The sequence below is a fragment of the Plantactinospora mayteni genome, from assembly GCF_016862935.1.
GTDB lineage: Bacteria > Actinomycetota > Actinomycetes > Mycobacteriales > Micromonosporaceae > Plantactinospora > Plantactinospora mayteni.
On record NZ_BONX01000009.1, the window covers coordinates 102,235 to 119,811 of the forward strand.

13 protein-coding genes and 2 pseudogenes are annotated in these 17,577 nt (G+C 74.3%); 10 read left to right on the top strand and 5 right to left on the bottom strand.

Features of this window, described 5'->3' with window-relative positions:
* Positions 1-19: 19 nt before the first annotated feature.
* The 7 genes and pseudogenes from kamD to Pma05_RS08795 all read left to right on the top strand — a co-directional run bounded on the left by kamD (position 20) and on the right by Pma05_RS08795 (position 8,044).
* Positions 20-1,627: a lysine 5,6-aminomutase subunit alpha gene (kamD, locus tag Pma05_RS08765; RefSeq protein ID WP_203856824.1), complete on the top strand. Its 1,608-nt coding sequence runs from the start codon at positions 20-22 to the stop codon at positions 1,625-1,627.
* Positions 1,621-2,352 (top strand): annotated as a pseudogene (gene kamE / locus Pma05_RS08770) (lysine 5,6-aminomutase subunit beta); the annotation flags it as partial. The gene kamD and the pseudogene kamE, both read left to right, overlap by 7 nt.
* A gap of 101 nt (positions 2,353-2,453) precedes the next feature.
* Positions 2,454-2,861 (top strand): annotated as a pseudogene (gene kal, locus Pma05_RS08775) (3-aminobutyryl-CoA ammonia lyase); the annotation flags it as partial.
* Positions 2,862-2,932: 71 nt separating this feature from the next.
* Complete coding sequence (locus tag Pma05_RS08780) at positions 2,933-4,276, top strand: glutamate mutase L (protein WP_203856827.1); 1,344 nt, start codon at positions 2,933-2,935, stop codon at positions 4,274-4,276.
* Positions 4,277-4,835: 559 nt separating this feature from the next.
* Positions 4,836-6,611, top strand: a complete 1,776-nt coding sequence (lnt, locus tag Pma05_RS08785; RefSeq protein ID WP_372441442.1) for an apolipoprotein N-acyltransferase — start codon at positions 4,836-4,838, stop codon at positions 6,609-6,611.
* The gene (locus tag Pma05_RS08790; RefSeq protein ID WP_239311987.1) at positions 6,608-7,420 is read left to right on the top strand and encodes a polyprenol monophosphomannose synthase; all 813 of its coding nucleotides are present in this window, start codon (positions 6,608-6,610) and stop codon (positions 7,418-7,420) included. Before lnt ends, Pma05_RS08790 begins: the two co-directional genes overlap by 4 nt.
* A 60-nt stretch (positions 7,421-7,480) precedes the next feature.
* The gene (locus Pma05_RS08795) at positions 7,481-8,044 is read left to right on the top strand and encodes an FxsA family protein (protein WP_203856829.1); all 564 of its coding nucleotides are present in this window, start codon (positions 7,481-7,483) and stop codon (positions 8,042-8,044) included.
* 289 nt (positions 8,045-8,333) lie between these two features.
* On the opposite strand, the gene Pma05_RS08800 is transcribed toward Pma05_RS08795, so the two are convergent.
* Positions 8,334-8,675, bottom strand: coding sequence for an RNA polymerase-binding protein RbpA (locus tag Pma05_RS08800; RefSeq protein ID WP_101366032.1), 342 nt, complete (start codon positions 8,673-8,675; stop codon positions 8,334-8,336).
* 220 nt (positions 8,676-8,895) lie between these two features.
* A complete protein-coding gene (locus tag Pma05_RS08805; protein ID WP_239311990.1) occupies positions 8,896-10,053 on the bottom strand; it encodes a coiled-coil domain-containing protein in 1,158 nt (385 codons plus the stop codon).
* Positions 10,054-10,187: 134 nt separating this feature from the next.
* Here Pma05_RS08805 and Pma05_RS08810 point away from each other — a divergent pair, with 134 nt between their 5' ends.
* Complete coding sequence (locus Pma05_RS08810) at positions 10,188-10,898, top strand: class I SAM-dependent methyltransferase (protein WP_203856830.1); 711 nt, start codon at positions 10,188-10,190, stop codon at positions 10,896-10,898.
* A gap of 27 nt (positions 10,899-10,925) precedes the next feature.
* On the opposite strand, the gene Pma05_RS08815 is transcribed toward Pma05_RS08810, so the two are convergent.
* Complete coding sequence (locus tag Pma05_RS08815) at positions 10,926-11,930, bottom strand: NAD(P)H-dependent glycerol-3-phosphate dehydrogenase (protein WP_203856831.1); 1,005 nt, start codon at positions 11,928-11,930, stop codon at positions 10,926-10,928.
* Positions 11,931-12,042: 112 nt separating this feature from the next.
* Positions 12,043-12,708 carry a TetR/AcrR family transcriptional regulator gene (locus Pma05_RS08820; RefSeq protein WP_203856832.1) on the bottom strand — a complete coding sequence of 222 codons (666 nt, stop codon included), beginning with the start codon at positions 12,706-12,708 and terminating at the stop codon, positions 12,043-12,045.
* Between the two features lie 90 nt (positions 12,709-12,798).
* Here Pma05_RS08820 and Pma05_RS08825 point away from each other — a divergent pair, with 90 nt between their 5' ends.
* Both Pma05_RS08825 and Pma05_RS08830 read left to right on the top strand, forming a co-directional pair.
* Positions 12,799-15,216, top strand: coding sequence for a PEP/pyruvate-binding domain-containing protein (locus Pma05_RS08825; protein WP_203856833.1), 2,418 nt, complete (start codon positions 12,799-12,801; stop codon positions 15,214-15,216).
* A 102-nt stretch (positions 15,217-15,318) separates the two neighbouring features.
* The gene (locus tag Pma05_RS08830) at positions 15,319-16,314 is read left to right on the top strand and encodes an endonuclease/exonuclease/phosphatase family protein (RefSeq protein ID WP_239311994.1); all 996 of its coding nucleotides are present in this window, start codon (positions 15,319-15,321) and stop codon (positions 16,312-16,314) included.
* Between the two features lie 239 nt (positions 16,315-16,553).
* On the opposite strand, the gene Pma05_RS08835 is transcribed toward Pma05_RS08830, so the two are convergent.
* Complete coding sequence (locus Pma05_RS08835; protein ID WP_203856834.1) at positions 16,554-17,507, bottom strand: helix-turn-helix transcriptional regulator; 954 nt, start codon at positions 17,505-17,507, stop codon at positions 16,554-16,556.
* Between the last annotated feature and the right edge of the window lie 70 nt (positions 17,508-17,577).

Genomic DNA, 17,577 nt, shown 5'->3' on the forward strand with positions numbered 1-17,577 from the left:
GAATGGTGGAGGGTCGCCGATGGCACGGGATAGTGGGTCGGGTGGCAAGCTGGCGCTGGATCCGGTGTTGGTCGGCCGGGCCCGGGAGTTGGCTCGGCGGGCCGGGCAGCCGGTGGTGGAGTTGGCCCGGGGCCACACGACGGTGTCGGTGGAGCGGGCGGTGTTGCGGCTGGCCGGGGTGACCGGTGCGGATCCGGACGGGATTCCATGGGTGAACCGGCTGGTCGACGCGGTGGTCGCGGACGTCGGTCTGGCGCACGGGGTGGCGGTGCCGGTCTTCGACGCGCTGCGGCGCGAGCTGGGTGTGCCGATTCCGGCGGGTTCGGATGTCGGGGCGGCGGTGACGTTGCTGGCCCAGAAGGCGGCGGCCGGGTCGGTCCGGTTCGAGGTGCCGGCGGGCCGGGCGGCGCGGTCGGCCGGGGCGGCGGCGCGTCGGGCGGTCGGCGTCGGGCTGCGCCGGATCGACCGCCGTCGTTCGGAGCGGGATCGGATGGTACGCCGGCACGGCGATCCGGGTCAGCGGCCGTGGATCTATCTGATCGTGGCGACCGGCGACATCTACGAGGACATTCCGCAGGCGCAGGCGGCGGCGCGGGCCGGGGCGGACGTGATCGCGGTGATCCGGTCGACGGGGCAGTCGTTGCTGGACTACGTACCGGAGGGGGCGACCCGGGAGGGGTTCGCCGGCACGTACGCGACGCAGCAGAACTTCCGGCTGATGCGGGCGGCGCTGGACGACTCGTCGCGGGAGTTGGGCCGGTACGTGCGGCTGACCAACTACGCCTCCGGGTTGTGCATGCCGGAGATGGCGGTACTGGCCGGCCTGGAGCGGCTGGACATGATGCTGAACGACTCGATGTACGGGATCCTGTTCCGGGACATCAATCCGGTACGGACCTTCGTGGACCAGCGGTTCTCCCGGCAGGTGCACGCCCGGGCCGGGATCGTCATCAACACCGGTGAGGACAACTATCTGACCACGGCGGACGCGGTCGACGAGGCGCACACGGTGACGGTGTCGCAGCTGCTCAACGAGTACTTCGCGCACGAGGCGGGGTTGCCGGACGCGCAGTTGGGGCTGGGGCACGCGTTCGAGATCGACCCGGATCTGCCGGAGTCGTTCCGGCTGGAGTTGGCGCACGCGCTGCTGGCCCGGGAGTTGTTCCCGGACGCGCCGTTGAAGTGGATGCCGCCGACCCGGCACATGACCGGGGACGTGTTCCGGGGCAATCTGCTGGACGGGTTCTTCAATCTGGTCGGGACGATGACCGGGCAGGGGATCCTGCTGGTGGGGATGATGACCGAGGCGGTGGTGACGCCGTGGCTGTCGGACCGGGACCTCGCCCTACAGAACGTCCGGTACGTGTTGGGCGCGGCCGGCGGGCTGCACGAGGATTTCGTGCCGGCGCCGGGCGGGTTCATCCAGCGGCGGGCGGCGACGGTGCTCGGTGAGGCGGTGGCGTTGCTGGAGCGGATCGTCGACGGTGGGCTGTTGCCGGCGATCGCGGACGGCACGTTCGGGATCACGAAGCGGCCGGCGGATCGGGGTCGTGGCCTGGACGGGGTGGCGGCGCACGCCGACGACTACTACAACCCGGCGACGGAGCTGTTGGAGGCGGGATCGTGAGCGGCGGTCCGATCGTGCGGCCGTACGGGGACGCGACCGGGGACGGGATGGTGCAGGTGTCGTTCACCCTGCCGGTGCCGCACGACAAGCGGGCGGAGGGGGCGGCGCTGCAACTGGCGGCGAAGATGGGGCTGGACCCGGCGATGCTGGTGCACTCCCGCCAGATGGGTGACGGTTTCACCTTCTTCGTCGTCTACGGCCGGGTGAGCCATCTGGTGGACCTGTCGGCGGTGCGGGTGGTGGAGCGGGACTATCCGCTGCTGTCGGCGAAGGAGGTCAACGGCCTCATCCGGCGGCGGCTGCGCCGCAAGCTGTCGGTGGTCGGGGCGTGCATCGGCACCGACGCGCACACGGTCGGAATCGACGCGATCCTGAACGTGAAGGGGATCGCCGGAGAGAAGGGCCTGGAGTACTACCGGGAGTTGCGGGTGACGAACCTGGGCGCCCAGGTGAGCGTGCCGGACCTGGTGGCGGCGGCCCGGGCGGAGCGGGCGGACGCGGTGCTGGTGTCGCAGGTGGTGACGCAGCGGGACGCGCATCTGCACAACACCCGGGAGATGTCGGCGGCGTTCCGGGAGGCGATGCCGGTGGGCCGGCGTCCGCTGCTGGTGGTCGGCGGTCCCCGGTTCGACGAGTTGATGGCCGGCGAGCTGGGCGTGGACCGGATCTTCGGCCGGGGTACCACGCCGGGTGAGGTGGCCAGCTATCTGGTGCACCGGCTGGTGGCCGGCGGCGCGGCGGGACCGGCCCGGGCGGCGGCCGGAGCGACGGCGGCACCCGGTGATCGGGATCGGTCAGCGGGGCGGGGAACGGAAGGGGTGGGCGGATGACCGGAGTTGACGGGGCGGCGGATCCACGGCTGGGGCTGACGGTGCTGCACCGCCGGTACGTGCCGTACTCGCACGCGCACTACGCCGGCAACCTGGTGGACGGGGCGTACGCGCTGGCGTTGTTCGGTGACGTGGCGACCGAGGTGTGTATCCGGACCGACGGCGACGAGGGGCTGTTCGCCGGCTACGCGGAGGTGCGGTTCCAGGCGCCGATCCGGGCCGGGGACGTGCTGGAGGTGGCGGCGACGGTAACCCGGGTCGGCAGCCGGAGCCGCACGTGCGAGTTCGAGTGCCGGGTGGTGTGCCGGGGCCGGCCGGACCGGGGCGAGTCGGCGGCCGAGGTACTCGATCCGCCGCTGGTGGCGGTGACCGCCGTCGGCACGGTGGTGGTCCCGGCCGCGGCTGCCGAGTCGGAAGCCGCTGGTGCGGCGGGCGGTCCGCTGCCAGCGCCGGCCGATGGCGGGCCCTGGTAGCGGTGACCTCGTACGCGGTCTGCGCCGACGTCGGCTCCACCTGGACGAAGGTGGCGGTGGTCGATCTCGCCGACGGCACGTTGCTGGCCTCGGCGTCCGGTCGGACCACGGTCGGCACCGACGTGCTGCACGGCCTGGACGCGGCGGTGGCCGAGGCGACCGCCGGGCTGTCCGGTGCGGCGTCGGCGCCCTGGTACGTCTGTTCGTCGGCCGGTGGCGGGCTGCGGCTGGCGGTACTCGGCTACGAGGAGTTGGTCACTGCCCGGGCCGGGTACCAGGTCGGGTTGTCGGCCGGGGCCCGGGTGGTGCACGTCGGCGCCGGCCGGCTCGACGGGGCGGGGCTGGCGGCGTTGCGGGCTGCCCGGCCGGACGTGCTGCTGCTGGTCGGCGGGACCGACGGCGGGGACGCGGAGGTGTTGACCGCGAACGCCGGCCGGCTGGCCCGGGCCCGCTGGCGGGTGCCGGTGGTGGTGGCCGGGAACGCGGTGGCCGCCCCGGCGGTCCGGGAGCTGCTGGCCGGGCGCGGGGTGCCGGTGACGGTGGCCGACAACGTGCTGCCGTCGATCGGCGTACTGGCGGCGGGGCCGGCCCGGGCGGCGATCCGGGAGGTGTTCCTGCGGCACGTGATCGGCGGCAAGCGGCTCTCCCGGGGTGGCCGGTTCGCCGGGCTGGTCCGGGCGGCGACCCCGGACGCGGTGTTGACCGGGGTGGAGTCGCTCGCCGACCAGCTCGGCGGTGACCTGCTGGTGGTCGACGTCGGCGGGGCCACCACCGACGTGTACTCGGTGCTGGTGCCGGACGAGCGGGCCGGCGGTCCGGGGCAACCGGCGGCCGGGATGCTGTGGCGGGCCCGGACCGTCGAGGGTGATCTCGGGATGCGGTGGAGCGCGCCCGGGGTGGTGCGGGCGGCGCTGGCCGAGCGGCTGCTGTCACCGGCCGAGGAGGGGCCGTTGGCGACGCTGGCGGCGATGCTGGCGGCCGAACCGGGCCGGCTGGTGGTCGACAACCCGGAGCGGGCGGCCGAGCGTCAGATCGCCGCCCTGGCCGCGGTACTGGCAGTACGCCGGCACGCCCGGGGTGGCGGTGCGGCCGGGCAGCCGGCGCGGGATCTGCGGGACGTACGGCTGCTGGTCGGCTCCGGCGGGGTACTCCGGCACGCCGAGCCGGTGGCCGCGGCCGGGGTACTCGACGGGGTGTTGACCGACCACGCCGGCGGCTGGCCGCTGCCCCGGGCCGCCCGTACGGTGGTCGACGTCACGTACGTGCTGGCGGCGGCGGGGCTGTTGGCGCAGCCGCATCCGGTGGCGGCGGCCGGGCTGCTGCGCCGGCACCTGCTGGCCGGCTGATTCGTCGACCGGGGCGTGTCCGGCCGGCGAACGGGAGGCGAACCGGGGGCGGCGCGGCGCGCCGGATCCGACACGCCGCATCGAACGGGACGACTGGCCGGGGGGCGGTTGACAGTGCCCGGGGGGTACCACGTACCGTCTTTGAGTCCTACAACGGGAAGCGGCTGTTGTTCGCTTCGTCCCTTCGTCCGCTGGCCGAGCGGCATGTGTTCGTGTCGTCGCAACGGCCAGGTCCAGCGGGCGGGGGTCGGCGGGGCGGCGCGAACCGGCTGCGGTTACCGGTGCTCGGGCAGGGTTTTGCAGGCGGCCAGTAGACAACGGCCCGACGGGAACAGCCAGTTCACGTCAGGTCGGTCCGAAGGTCGTGTTGCGGTGCCCTACCACACCGGCCGGGGAGGGCCTGGGAGCATCGGGGCGTGGCCTGTCGGCCGCGCCCCGATTTTCGTTCCGGCGCCGCGAGGCGAACAGGTCGCGGCGCCCGGGACGCCGGCCGGAACGTCTTCGCCGAGACCTGCCCGCGATTCCCCCGGCGGGCGTTTCGACTGTTCCGGGCGGGTTTGTGCCGCTGGGTCGGCGCAGAACCGGCGCGACTGCCGGGGCGGGCGGCCGGGCCGGTAGCCTTCCGCGTGGGTCGCACCGGCGCCGGGGCCGGTGGCGTGGGAGAAGACGTGAGGCGCGCGTGACAGTGGTGGACACGGCCGAGCCGACGGAGACTGCCGAGGGTGGGGACCGGCCCGCCGAGCCGGCCGGAAGACCCGTACCGCTGTGGCTGGCGCTGCCGGCCGCGGTCGGCGCCGGGCTGGTGCTGCTGCTGGCGTTCCCGCCGTACGGGGTCTGGTGGCTGGCGCCGGTCGGAGTGGCGCTGCTGTCGGTGGCCGTACACCGGCGGCGGATGCGGGCCGGGTTCGGGCTCGGCGCCCTCGCCGGGCTGGCGCTGTTCCTGCCGATGTTGAGCTGGACGAATCTCTACACCGGTTACGTGCCGTGGCTACTGCTGTCCGGGTTGCAGGCGGCCTATCTGGGGCTGCTGGGGCTGGCGTTGGCGTTCACCGGTCGGCTGGTGGACCGGTTCCGCTGGTCGTGGCCGCTGGTCACCGGGGTGCTGTGGGTGGCGCAGGAGGCGCTGCGCGACCGGACCCCGTTCGGCGGGTTCCCGTGGGGGCGGCTCGCGTTCAGCCAGGGTGACTCGCCGGTGCTGCGGCTGGCCGCGTACGGGGGTGCCCCGCTGGTCACCTTCGCGGTGGCGGTCGCCGGTGGGCTGCTGGTCGCGGCGGTGTGGCGGCCCTGGCGGGGGTTGCCGGTGGCCGGCTGGCTGCGCGGGGCCGGGTTCGTCGCCGGGGCGGCGGCCCTGGTCGCTGGCGGGCTGCTGGTGCCGCTGGCCGGGGCGGGCTCCGAGACCGCCCAGGTGGCGATCGTGCAGGGCAACGTGCCCCGGATGGGACTGGACTTCAACGCCCAGCGGCAGGCGGTACTGGACAACCACGTCAACGCCACCATCGAGCTGGCCGGCCGGGTCGCGCGGGGCGAGGCGGAGCAGCCCGACCTGGTGGTCTGGCCGGAGAACTCCAGCGACGTCGACCCGACCCGCGACGCGTCGGCGGGGCAGCGCATCTCGGAGGCGGCGGACGCGATCGGGGCGCCGATCCTGGTCGGTGCGGTGCTACTCGGCCCGGACGAGGGGCAGGTGCGCAACGCGGGGCTGGTGTGGCTGCCGGGTACCGGCCTGGACGGGTCGCAGATGTACGTCAAGCGCCATCCGGTGCCGTTCGCCGAGTACGTGCCGTTGCGGGACATCGCCCGGATGGTCAGCAAGGAGGTCGACCGGGTCCGCAACGACTTCGTCGCCGGCACCGACCCGGGGGTGCTGCGGGTCGGCGGGGTGACCCTCGGCGACGTGATCTGTTTCGAGGTCGCCTACGACGAGGTGGTCCGGGACACCGTGACGGGTGGGGCGCAGGTGCTGGTCGTGCAGACCAACAACGCCACGTTCAACGTGGCGGAGGCCGAGCAGCAGTTGGCGATGGTGCGGCTGCGGGCGGTGGAGCACGGCCGGGAGGCGCTGATGGCGTCGACGGTCGGTGTTTCCGGGTTCGTCGGGGCCGACGGGCGGGTAACCGGGGCGACCGGGTTCAACACCAGGGCGGTGGTGACCCGGCAGATGCACCTCGGGGAGGCCCGTACGGTCGCCACCCGGGTCGGCCTGTGGCCGGAGGTGGCGTTGCTGGCCATGGCGGTCGCGGCGCTCGCCGCCGCGACGCTGACCCGTCGTCGGCGTCCGCTTCCCGGGGTCGGTACGGCGACGGCCGGCGACCCGGCGGATGCGGAGGAGCGGTGAATGAGTCGTTCGGAGCGGATGACCACGGGGACGGCTATCCGGGGGTGGGCCGGGTGCTGGTGGTGGTGCCCACCTACAACGAGGCCGACAACATCGGGGTGATCGTCGACCGGGTGCACCGGGCGGCGCCACCGGTGGAGATCCTGGTCGTCGACGACAACAGCCCGGACGGCACCGGGGCGATCGCGGACCGGATGGCGGAGGCGGACCCCCGGGTGCACGTCCTGCACCGGCCCGGCAAGCAGGGCCTGGGCGCCGCGTACGTGGCCGGGTTCGGCTGGGCGGCCGAGCACGGCTACGACGCCGTGGTGGAGATGGACGCCGACGGCTCGCACGCCCCGGAGGAACTGCCCCGGCTGCTGGACGCGGCCCGGGACGCCGACGTGGTGATCGGGTCCCGGTGGACGCCGGGCGGCCAGGTGCTGAACTGGCCGTGGCACCGGCAACTGCTGTCCCGGGGCGGCAACCTCTACACCCGGGTGGCGTTGGGGATGCCGCTGTCGGATGCGACCGGCGGGTTCCGGGTGTACCGGGTGCCGGCGCTGGCTCGGCTGGATCTCGACTCGGTCGCCTCGCAGGGGTACTCGTTCCAGGTGGAGCTCTCCTGGCGGGCGCACCGGGCCGGGCTGCGTACGGTCGAGGTGCCGATCACCTTCGCCGAGCGGGAGCGGGGGACGAGCAAGATGAGTCCGGTGATCATCGGCGAGGCGTTGTGGCGGGTGACGCTCTGGTCGGTGGCGGATCGGCGGGTGGCGCCGGGCCGGGCACGCCGGGACGGTACCGGCGACCAGCGGCTCCGTTGGCCGTGACCGACGGCGTGTCATGCTGGACGTACGGGGTTTGTGGGCCCGACATCCGGATGGGGTGACATGCGCCGAGGGCTGAGGTTCGTACCGCTGGCACTGCTGCTGACCGGGATCGTGGAGGTCGCGGTCTTCGTGCTGCTCGGGCGGTGGATCGGGTTCGGCTGGGCGATCCTGCTGGTGCTGGTCGCCTCGCTACTGGGGCTGGCCCTGCTGCGCCGGGAGGGGATGCGTGCCTGGCGGGGGCTGCGGGCCGCCGTCGAGGGTGGCCGGCCGCCGGGCAGCGAGGTCAGCGACGGGCTGGTGGGGCTGCTCGCCGGGCTGCTGCTCGCGATTCCCGGCCTGGTCACCGGGGTGGTCGGGCTGCTGCTGACGGTGCCGCTGCTGCGCCGGCTGGTCCGGGGGCAGGTGCAGCGGGTGGCCGAGCGGCGGGTCTCCGCCCAGGTCGCCGGGGACCTGTTCGGGCCGCGCCGGGTGCGGGTCCGGCGGGGTCAGCCGCGACCGGACGCCGGTCCCGGGCCCGCCGATGCGGCCACTGCGCCGCCGGCCGCGCCAGGTGGGGCGCCGCCGCCGCCGGCTTCCCCGGGTGGCGCGATCGAGGGCGAGATCGTCGAGCCGCGCCGGCCCTGATCCTCCCCGGGGCGCGACGACGGGCTCCCGGCGTGACGGACGGCCAGCAAGCAGCGGCGCTGCCGGGAGTGCCCACGGCCAGCAGGCCAGCAACGGCGCCATCGCGCGGATGACGTCCCCGGGAGTGACGGACGGCAGGGATCGGCGCCGTGCTGCGACGGGCATCCCGATCGCAAGAAGGTGCCCGGGGTGGGAGCCAACACCGGCCCGGTTGGTGGTGCCGGAGACGCCCACCGCCCCCACGGCGTCGCCGTGGGGGCGGTGGGCGTGCTGTCTGCCGGCGGCGCGGTCAGGCCCGGCCGCGCCGGGTCCGGACCTCTTCGAGCCGTTCGGCGAGGATGCTCTCCAGTTCGGCGATCGAGCGGCGCTCCAGCAGCATGTCCCAGTGGGTACGCGGCGGCTTGGCCTTCTTCTGCTCCGGCTCGCTGCCGTCGACCAGCCGGGCGACGCTGCCGTCGAACTTGCATTCCCAGGTCATCGGCACTTCGGCATCGACGGCGAAGGGCACCTCGAACTGGTGGCCCTTGGCGCAGAGGTACTCTCGGGTCTGTCGCGGGGCAAGCTCGGTGTTGCGGTCGGACTCGTAGCTGACTGCTCCCAGACGGCTCCCGCGCAGCATGCGCTCGCCCATGATCGGCTTTCCCCTCGGTCGTGGTGCTTGTTCTTATCGGTGTAACGACAGGTGCCGGGTGGGCGATTCCCGCCGCCGGCAGAAACGTACAAGTGGTCAAACGCTCCGAGCGTAGCCGGATCTCCTCAGTGGTGATCGAGATCACCGGTGAAGGTGCTGAATTGCCGGGATATGTCGTGTTGGTCCGGCTGTCCGGTCCGAGAGTCGGAGCCCTGGTGGGTCACGGCTCGGGGGCCGGTCCGGCGGTGCGGGATCCGGCGGGCGCCGGGCTGCCGTTCGAGGCGTCGGCGACGGCCCGGGCGGTGAGCCCGGCCAGCGCGGCAGCGAGGTCGCTGACCTGGGTGGAGAGCTGACCGGCCCGCTCCCGGGCCGCGTCCCGGTCGGCTTCCGCCGCCGACAGGCGTACCGTCAGCGCGCCGAGTCGGGCCTCGGCGGTGGTCGCGGTGTCCCGGGCGGCCCGCAGGTCGGTCCGGGTCCGCTCCAGGTCGGCGCCGGCGGCGGCGGCCGTGGACCGGGCCTGGGTGGCGTTGGTCGCCGCCCGCTCCGCCTCGGCCCGGAACCTGGCCGCCTCCCCAGCCGCGTTCTCGGCGGCGGTCCGGGCCTCGGCCGCCGCGACGCGGAACCGTTCCGCCTGGCCGACCGCCTCGGCCGCCGACCGGGTTGCCCGCTCCGACTCGGCCCGGGCCGAGTCGCGGTCCCGGGCCGCCTCGGCGAGTTCCCGGGTCAGCTCGGCCGACCGGCGCCGGTCGGCGTCCGCCTCGGTGCGCAGCGCCCGCAGTTCCCGGCGGGCCGCGTCGCGGTCCTGCTCGGCCTGGGTACGCAGTGCGGCCGCCGCGCTGGCCGCCTGCTGGGCCGTGTCCCGGGCGGCGAGCGCGGTGGCGGTCTCGGCGCTGGCCCGCTCGGCGGTCGCGGTGGCCCGTTCGGACTCCTCCCGGGCGGCGGCCCGGTCGGCGACCGCCGCGCTGGCCGCCTGCTCGGCCTGGTGCAGGGTGATCGCCGCCGTCTCGGCCTCCCGGCGCGCCTCGTCCCGTTCGGTCTGCGCCGCCGCGATCTGGCTGGCCGCCTCGGCCCGTACCTCGGCGAGTTGGCGTTCCACCCCGGCGGGGGAGAGTTCGGCGTGCAGCGCCTCGGCGAGCGTCTCGCTGACCTGGTCGAGCCGGTCGACCACCTCCCAGGTGCGGGCCACCTGACCGGCCAGCCCCGGTGCGTTGCGGTGCCGCATCCGCTGGTTACGGGAGGCCCGCTGGCAGGCGCCGTCGTTGTCCCGGCAGTACCGGAACGGTCGGCCCGCCGCCGCCCGCTGCGGTACCGGCCGTCCACAGTGGGCACAGGGCCGGGTCTCGGCCGGCGGCTCCGGGGTGGGGTTCTGCGCGTCCATCGCCGGGGAAGTCTAGTGCCGGCCGTCCCCGGTGGTGGCGGGGCGGCCGGCGGGACAAATACGGGTGCCCTGCCGCGCCGGGAGCGGCGATACTGGCGCCGCACCCCGGGGCCGATGCGGGATGGAGGAGACGGATGACCGTGCAACACCCCGACTGGTGGCTCGACGAGCTGGCGTACGCCGGGCCGGAGCACCTCGACCCGGCGTACGTCGACGGCTACGACCGCAAGGCCGGCCACGACCCGCAGGCCGACCTGGAGCTACTGCGTCGGCACGGGCTGGACGGCGACGCCACCCTCGTCGACCTCGGCGCCGGTACCGGCCGGCTCACCCTGGCCGCCGCGCCGCACTGCCGGCGGGTGGTCGCGGTGGACGTCTCGGCGGCGATGCTGACCCGGCTCGGGGCCGGCGCGCAGCGGGCCGGACTGCGCAACGTCGAGGTCGTCCGGGCCGGGTTCCTCAGCTACGCCCACCAGGGCCCGCCGGCCGACCTCGTCTACAGCCGGCACGCGCTGCACCAGCTACCGGACTTCTGGAAGGCGGTCGCGCTGACCCGGGTCGCCGGCATGCTGCGGCCGGGCGGGATCCTGCTGCTGCGTGACCTGGTCTACACCTTCGACCCGGCCCAGGTGGCGGAGCAGTTCGAGACCTGGTTGACGCGGGCGGCCGGGTCGAGCGCCGACGGCTGGACCCGGGTCGAACTCGCCACCCACATCCGCACCGAGCACAGCACCTTCAGTTGGCTGCTCGAACCGATGCTGGCCAGGGCCGGCTTCCGGATCGTCGAGGCGACCCCGAGCCGCGACCCGGCCACCTACGCCGGCTACCTCTGCGTCCGGACCTGACACCACAGGTGGTACGGGACGGAGGGCTCAGCGACGCTCGGGCTTCGCCGAGCGGGCCATCAGCTCCTTCACCGCGACCTGCGGCGACTTCCCACCTCGGACGATGTCGACGACCATCTCGGCGATCGGCATCTCGACGTCGTGCCGGCGGGCGAGGTCCAGCACCGACTCGCAGGAGGTGACCCCCTCCGCCGTCTGCCGGGTCGCCGCGACCGTCTCGGCGACCGTCATGCCCCGGCCGAGGTTGGTGCCGAAGGTCTGGTTGCGGGACAGCGGCGAGGAGCAGGTGGCGACCAGGTCGCCCATGCCGGCCAGGCCGGCGAAGGAGAGCGGGTCGGCGCCCATCGCCAACCCGAGCCGGGTGGTCTCGGCCAGGCCACGGGTGATCAGCGACGCCTTGGTGTTGTCGCCGAGGCCGAGGCCGCCTGCGATGCCGACCGCCAGCCCGATGACGTTCTTGACCGCGCCGCCGATCTCGCAGCCGACCACGTCGGTGTTGGTGTAGGGGCGGTAGTAGCCGGTGTGGCAGGCGGTCTGGAGGCGCTGGGCGACGGCCTCGTCCCGGCAGGCGACGACGCTGGCGGCGGGCTGGCGGCGGACGATCTCGGGGGCGAGGTTGGGGCCGGAGACGACCGCGATCCGGTCCGGGCCGGCGCCGGTGACCTCCGCGACGACCTGGCTCATCAGCTTGGCGGTGCCGAGTTCGACGCCCTTCATCAGGCTGACCAGCACACTCTCCGGGGCGATCAGCGGCGCCCAGCCGGTGAGGTTGGCCCGCAGGGTCTGCGACGGCACCGCGAGTACCACGAATTCGGCCCCGTCGGCGGCCCGCGCCGGATCGGTGGTGGCGGTGATGCCGGCCGGCAGCGGGATGTCGGGGAAGTAGTCGGGGTTGGTGCCGGTGCGGTTGACGGCGTCGACGATGTCGGGGCGCCGTCCCCAGAGGGTGACCCGGCAGCCGGCGTCGGCGAGGATCATCGCGAAGGCGGTACCCCAGGAGCCGGCTCCGAACACAGCCATACGGGTGGTCACCGGGCGGCCTCCCTCGTGCGGCGCCGTCCGTCCGCGGCGCGGGTGTGGTCGTAGCGTACGGGGCTACCGGCGGCGGCCTGTACGGCCGGGCCGGTCGACGGTGCCGCGCCGGTCAACCGATGCCGGCGGGCGGGTCGACGGTGGTGTCGGCGGGCGGGATGTTGGCGGGCGGGTCCGGTGTGGAGCCGAACAGCAGCCCGAGGTGGGCGTCGAGGGCGGCGACCGCCTGCTCGCCGGAGTAGTGCTGGCTGAGGACGTGGATGCCGAGCCCGTCGACCAGGGCGAGCAGCGCGGTGGCCGCGTGCACCGGGTCGACCCGTGCTGCCGTGCCGGTCGTCGCCTGCACCGCCCGGATCTGGCCGGCGAGGAAGGTGTGCATCTGGTCGGTGCTTCCGCGCAGCCCTTCGGCGATGGCCGGCTTGACGGCGGCGTAGGCGAGGAAGGCGAGGGTGACGTGTCCTTCGAGCCGTCGGGGCTCGTCCAGCGGCAGGATCTGGATCATCAGCGTCCGGACGAATTCGGCGGGGGTGAGAGCCCGGCCGGCGGCAGCGGCCTCGGCGGTGATCCGCTCCTGCGCGTCGCGCATCACCATGTCGAGAGCGAAGGTCATCATCTCGTCCTTGGTGCGGAAGTAGTGCTGCACCATGCCGGTCGACACCCCGGCCTCGGCCGCCACGTGCCGGAGGCTGACCGCCTCCAGGCCCTGGCTGGCGGCGAGCCGCATCAGGGCGTCGGCGAGCTGCCGGCGGCGGGCGACGTGGTCGGCTTTCCTGGGCACCCCGTCACATTACATTGCAGTCGTATTGACATGGGATCACCGAGCCGGTTACGTTGCAGTCGTATTGGAAAAAATTGAGGGGAGCCTCGGGTGAACGTGATCGCGCTGGTCGAGACGTCCGCCGGCCTGGTGGAACTGGTCGGCGGCAAGGCTGCCGGGCTCGGCGAGCTGATCCGGATCGGCGAGCGGGTTCCGGCCGGGTTCTGCCTGACCACCGCCGCGCACGACCGGGGCACGATCCCGGAGGCCGAGGTGGCGGAGGCGTACCGGGCGCTGGGCGGTGGGCCGGTCGCGGTCCGGTCCAGCGCGACCGCCGAGGACCTGCCGTACGCGAGCTTCGCCGGCCAGCAGGACACCTTCCTCGGCGTCACCGGGGTCGACGCACTGCACGACGCCATCGCCAAGTGCTGGAGTTCGCTGTACGCCGAACGGGCCGTCGCCTACCGGGAGGCCAACGACATCGACGGCGGGACCGTCCGGATGGCGGTGGTGGTGCAGTGCATGGTCGACGCCACGGTCGCCGGGGTGCTGTTCACCGCCAACCCGCTCACCGGGTGCCGTACCCAGATGGTGGTCGACGCCGCACCCGGGCTCGGCACCGCCGTGGTCGACGGCACCGCCCCGGCCGACCACTACGTCCTCGACGGCACCCGCTACGACGACCGCGGCTGCCTCACCCCCGCCCAGCTCGCCGAGCTGCACCGGGCCGGCGAGCGGGTTCAGGCCCACTTCGGCGCACCGCAGGACATCGAGTGGGCGATCGACCCCGACGGCGTACTCTGGCTGCTCCAGTCCCGGCCGATCACCACACTGTTCCCGCTGCCGCCGCCGACCGACCGGCCGCAACCCCGGATCTACCTGGAGTTCGGGCACGTGCAGGGGATGCTCCGCCCGGTCACCCCGATGGGGATGTCCGCGCTGCGGGAGATCCTGGCCGGCATCCTCGGCTCCTTCGGCATCAGGGCCGAGATCGTCGACATCGGCGGACGCCTCTACGGCGACCTGACCGACCTGGTCCGCGACCCGGCGACCCGCAAACGGCTGGTGAAGCTGATGGCGGTGGACTTCGGCCCGCGCGCCCAGGCCGTGGTCGCGCACATCCTGACCGACCCCCGGTTCGCGCCCGCGCCCGGTGTTCGGTCCGACCGTGGCGGTGGCCTCGGCCCGGCCCTGCGCAGCGCGCCACGGGCGGTCGCCGGGATCGTGGGTGCGCTGGCCCGGCCCGAGGCGACCCGGACCCGGCTGTTCGCGGAGATCGAGCAGCTCCGGCAGCGGGCCGCCGCCGCGCCGGCCGGGCTGCGTACCGCCGCCGAACGGCTGGACTTCGTCGCGGGCCAGGACCCGTCGACCCGGTACGACCGGATCATCTGGCCGATCGTGGCCGGCATCCTGACCACCGCCCTGCCGGCCGAACTACTCAAGGGGATCGCCAGCCAGTCCGAGATCCACACCGTACTCGGCGGCATGCCGCACAACGTCACCATCGAGATGGACCTGGCGCTGTGGCGGCTCGCCGAGCGGGCCAGCGCACACCGCGAGCTGCTCTCGACGACCCCGCCGGACGAACTCGCCGCGCGGTGGCGGGCCGGCACCCTGCCGGAGATCGGACTGTCGGCGTTCCTCGACACATACGGGCACCGGGCCGCCGCCGAGGTCGACCTCGGGGTACCCCGCTGGGCCGAGGACCCGACCCCGATCCTCGCCTCGATCGCGAACTACCTGCGGGTCACCGACCCGGAGCAGGCCCCCGACCGGCGGTTCGCCCAGGCCGCCGCCGAGGCCGAGGCGGCACTCGCCGAACTCGTCGCCCGGGCCCGTCGCCGCCGACCCGTCCGGGGCCGGATCGCCGGATTCCTGCTGCGCCGGGCGCGGGTGCTGGCCGGGCTGCGCGAGTCGGGCAAGTTCGCCGGGCTGTATCCGCTGCGGGAGAGCCGCCGGCAACTGCTGCTGGTCGGCGCGGAACTGGTCGACGCCGGGCAACTGGCGCAGGCCGACGACATCATGTTCCTGACCCTCGACGAGGCACGTGCCGCCGTACGCGACGGGGGTGACCAGCGGGCGCTGGTGGCGGAGCGCCGGGCGACGTACCAGCGGGAGCTGCGCCGCCGGCACGTACCGGTCTCGGTGCTCTCCGACGGTACCGACGTCGAGGCCGTGCTCGCTCCGGCCACGGCGGCTCCCGGCGCGCTACGTGGGGTCGGCGCGGCGCCGGGCACGGCGACCGGCCCGGCCCGGGTGGTGCACGACCCGGCGACCGCACACGTCGAGCCCGGCGAGATCCTCGTCGCCCCGACCACCGATCCCGGCTGGACGCCGCTGTTCCTGACCGCCGGGGGACTGGTGACCGAGACCGGCGCGCCGATGGCACACGGCCCGACGGTGGCCCGCGAGTACGGCATTCCCGCCGTCATCTGTGTTCCCGGCGCCACCGATACGATCAGAACCGGTCAGCTCGTCACCGTCGACGGCGCCGCTGGGACGGTGACGGTGGTCGACCGGGTACGGTAGGCGGCCGACGTCGGCAACGTCCTGTTCGGACGGCCGCTCCGGCCGGCGGTCCAGCGCGGAGGGCCACTGGCCGGTGGCCGTGGTGTGGGAGGGTTCGACCGGGTGGACGACGTTGCGACGGCGGTCCGGTGGCGGCCGAAGTGGCGGCACCGGGGCGTCGACGGACCCGGCCGGTCGGCCTGGCGACGCGGCTGGCTGCCCGCCGCCCTGGCGCTGCTGGTCAGCCTGCTGCTGATCGGGCACACCGTGCTGCCCAACGGGTTCGGCCGGCTGGGCAGCCTGCTGGAGACCTTCCTGCCCTGGCTGGGAGCCGCCGTTCCGGTACTGCTGGTGCTGGCGCTGCTGCGCCGCTCCGCTGCCGCCCTGGTCGCGCTGGCGCTGCCCGCCACCGCCTGGCTCGGGCTATTCGGCGCGGAGCTGGTGCCTGAGGAAGGTTCCGTCGGGGACATCACGGTGGTCCAGCACAACGTCAGCGACACCAATCCCGATCCGGCGGGTACGGCCGACGCGTTGACCCGGGTCCGGCCCGACCTGATCGGGATGCAGGAACTGACCGAGCCGGCGCTGTCGGCGTACGCGGCGGCGCTGGGGTGGGACTACCCGTACCGTACGGTGCACGGCACCGTCGGCCTCTGGTCGCGGTATCCGCTGCTGGACGACCAGCCGCTGGACATCAGACCGACCGGGTTCGGCCCGGACTGGAACCGGGGGCTGCGGGCCACCGTACGGCTGCCCGGCGGTGACGTCGCCGTCTACGTGGCGCACCTGCCGTCGGTGCGGATCGGCCTGCCGGACGGGTTCGGCACCACGCGGCGCGACGAGAGTGCCCGGCTGCTGGCCGGGGTGCTCGACACGGAGCGGCTGGGCACGGTGATCCTGCTGGGTGACCTCAACAGCACCGTGCACGACCGGGGGTTGGCGCCGGTCAGGGCACTGCTGCCGTCGACTGGCCGGGCCTTTCCGTTCAGTTGGCCGACGGCACTGCCGGTCGCCCGGATCGACCAGGTGATGGCCCGGTCGGCGACCGTCGCCGACCTGTGGTCGCTGCCGGCCACCGGCAGCGACCACCTGCCGATCGCCGCCCGCCTCAGGCTCTGAACGCGACACGGCCGAGCGGGATCCGACCGGCGGGGCCGAGCGCCCGCCCCGAGGGTGGCGCCGCCGAGCGGAAGCCGGCCGGCTGGGCTCCGAGGGTTGCGCGGTCGAGCGGGATCCGGCCGGCCGGGCTCCGAGGGTTGCGCGGTCGAGGATTGCGCCGCCGGGCGGGATCCGGTCGGCGGTGTCGGGGTGGCGGCAGGCTGGTGGTCACCGGGCGCCGGTGGGGCGATCGGCGCCGGTCAGGCTTCGGCAGAGTAGCGGGCGGCGAGTTCGGCGCCGATCCGGGCCAGTTCGGCCCGGACCGACGGTGGTGCGAGCACCTCGACCAGGTCGCCCCAGCCGGCCAACTGGCGGGCGATGTCCAGCGCGGTGGGTGCGGCGAGCCGGACCTGGGTACGCCCGTCGGCCCGCTCGCCGTCGTCAGGATGGCAGTGCCGGCCGAACTGGTCGCGCAGCACCGGCAGGTAGCGGGCCGGCACGAGTACCATGGCCCAGGTCCGGGAACGGCGCTGCTCCACCTCGCCGACCACGGTGCGCCAGGCGGCGTCGAGGGTGAAGTCGTCCGGGCGTGCGGCGGGCAGTTCGGTCGACTCGGCCGCGACGATCCGGTCGACCCGGAACGTCCGCTGCCCCCGCTCCGTGCCGGCCAGCAGATACCAGACGTCGTCCTTGTCGACGAGTCCCCACGGGTCGACCAGCCGTTCGGTACGTTTCCGGTCGCCGCCGACGTAGCGCAGCCGGACCTTCCGCCGGCGGATCACGGCCGCCTGTAGCAGGTCGACCAGGGCGGGGCGGGGCCGGTTCCGGCCGCTCCACCGGGTCGGGTCGAGCATGGTGGCGCTGGCCGCCGCCTCGGCCTCGGCCCGGAAGGTCTGCGGCAGTGCCCGGACGAGCTTGCGCAGCGCCGCGCGGGCCTGGTCCGAGGCGGCCGCTGCCGGGCCGACGAGCAGGAACAGGGCCCGCGCCTCCGTCGCGGACAGGCCGGTGAGGTCGGTGCGGGCGCCGCCGACCAGGGACCAGCCGCCGTTGCGGCCGGGCTGCGGATACACCGGTACGCCGGCAGTGCAGAGCGCCGCCAGGTCGCGGCGGGCGGTGGCCACCGAGACCTCCAACTCCTCGGCCAGCTCGGCGGCGGTCACCCGGCCCCGGGCCTGCATCAGCAGGAGGACGGCGACGAGACGGTCGGCGCGCATTCCAGCAGCCTGCCGCAAAAAGTGCTCAGTTGGTGAGCACTTCTGCTCCGAGGATGGAGGTTGTCACCGA

Bases quoted from the DNA above. Each gene is read 5' to 3' on its own strand.
- kamD (WP_203856824.1), top strand. From the start codon at position 20: ATGGCACGGGATAGTGGGTCGGGTGGCAAGCTGGCGCTGGATCCGGTG.
- Pma05_RS08795 (WP_203856829.1), top strand. From the start codon at position 7,481: ATGCGCCGAGGGCTGAGGTTCGTACCGCTGGCACTGCTGCTGACCGGG.
- Pma05_RS08800 (WP_101366032.1), bottom strand. From the start codon at position 8,675: ATGGGCGAGCGCATGCTGCGCGGGAGCCGTCTGGGAGCAGTCAGCTAC.
- Pma05_RS08805 (WP_239311990.1), bottom strand. From the start codon at position 10,053: ATGGACGCGCAGAACCCCACCCCGGAGCCGCCGGCCGAGACCCGGCCC.
- Pma05_RS08810 (WP_203856830.1), top strand. From the start codon at position 10,188: ATGACCGTGCAACACCCCGACTGGTGGCTCGACGAGCTGGCGTACGCC.
- Pma05_RS08835 (WP_203856834.1), bottom strand. From the start codon at position 17,507: ATGCGCGCCGACCGTCTCGTCGCCGTCCTCCTGCTGATGCAGGCCCGG.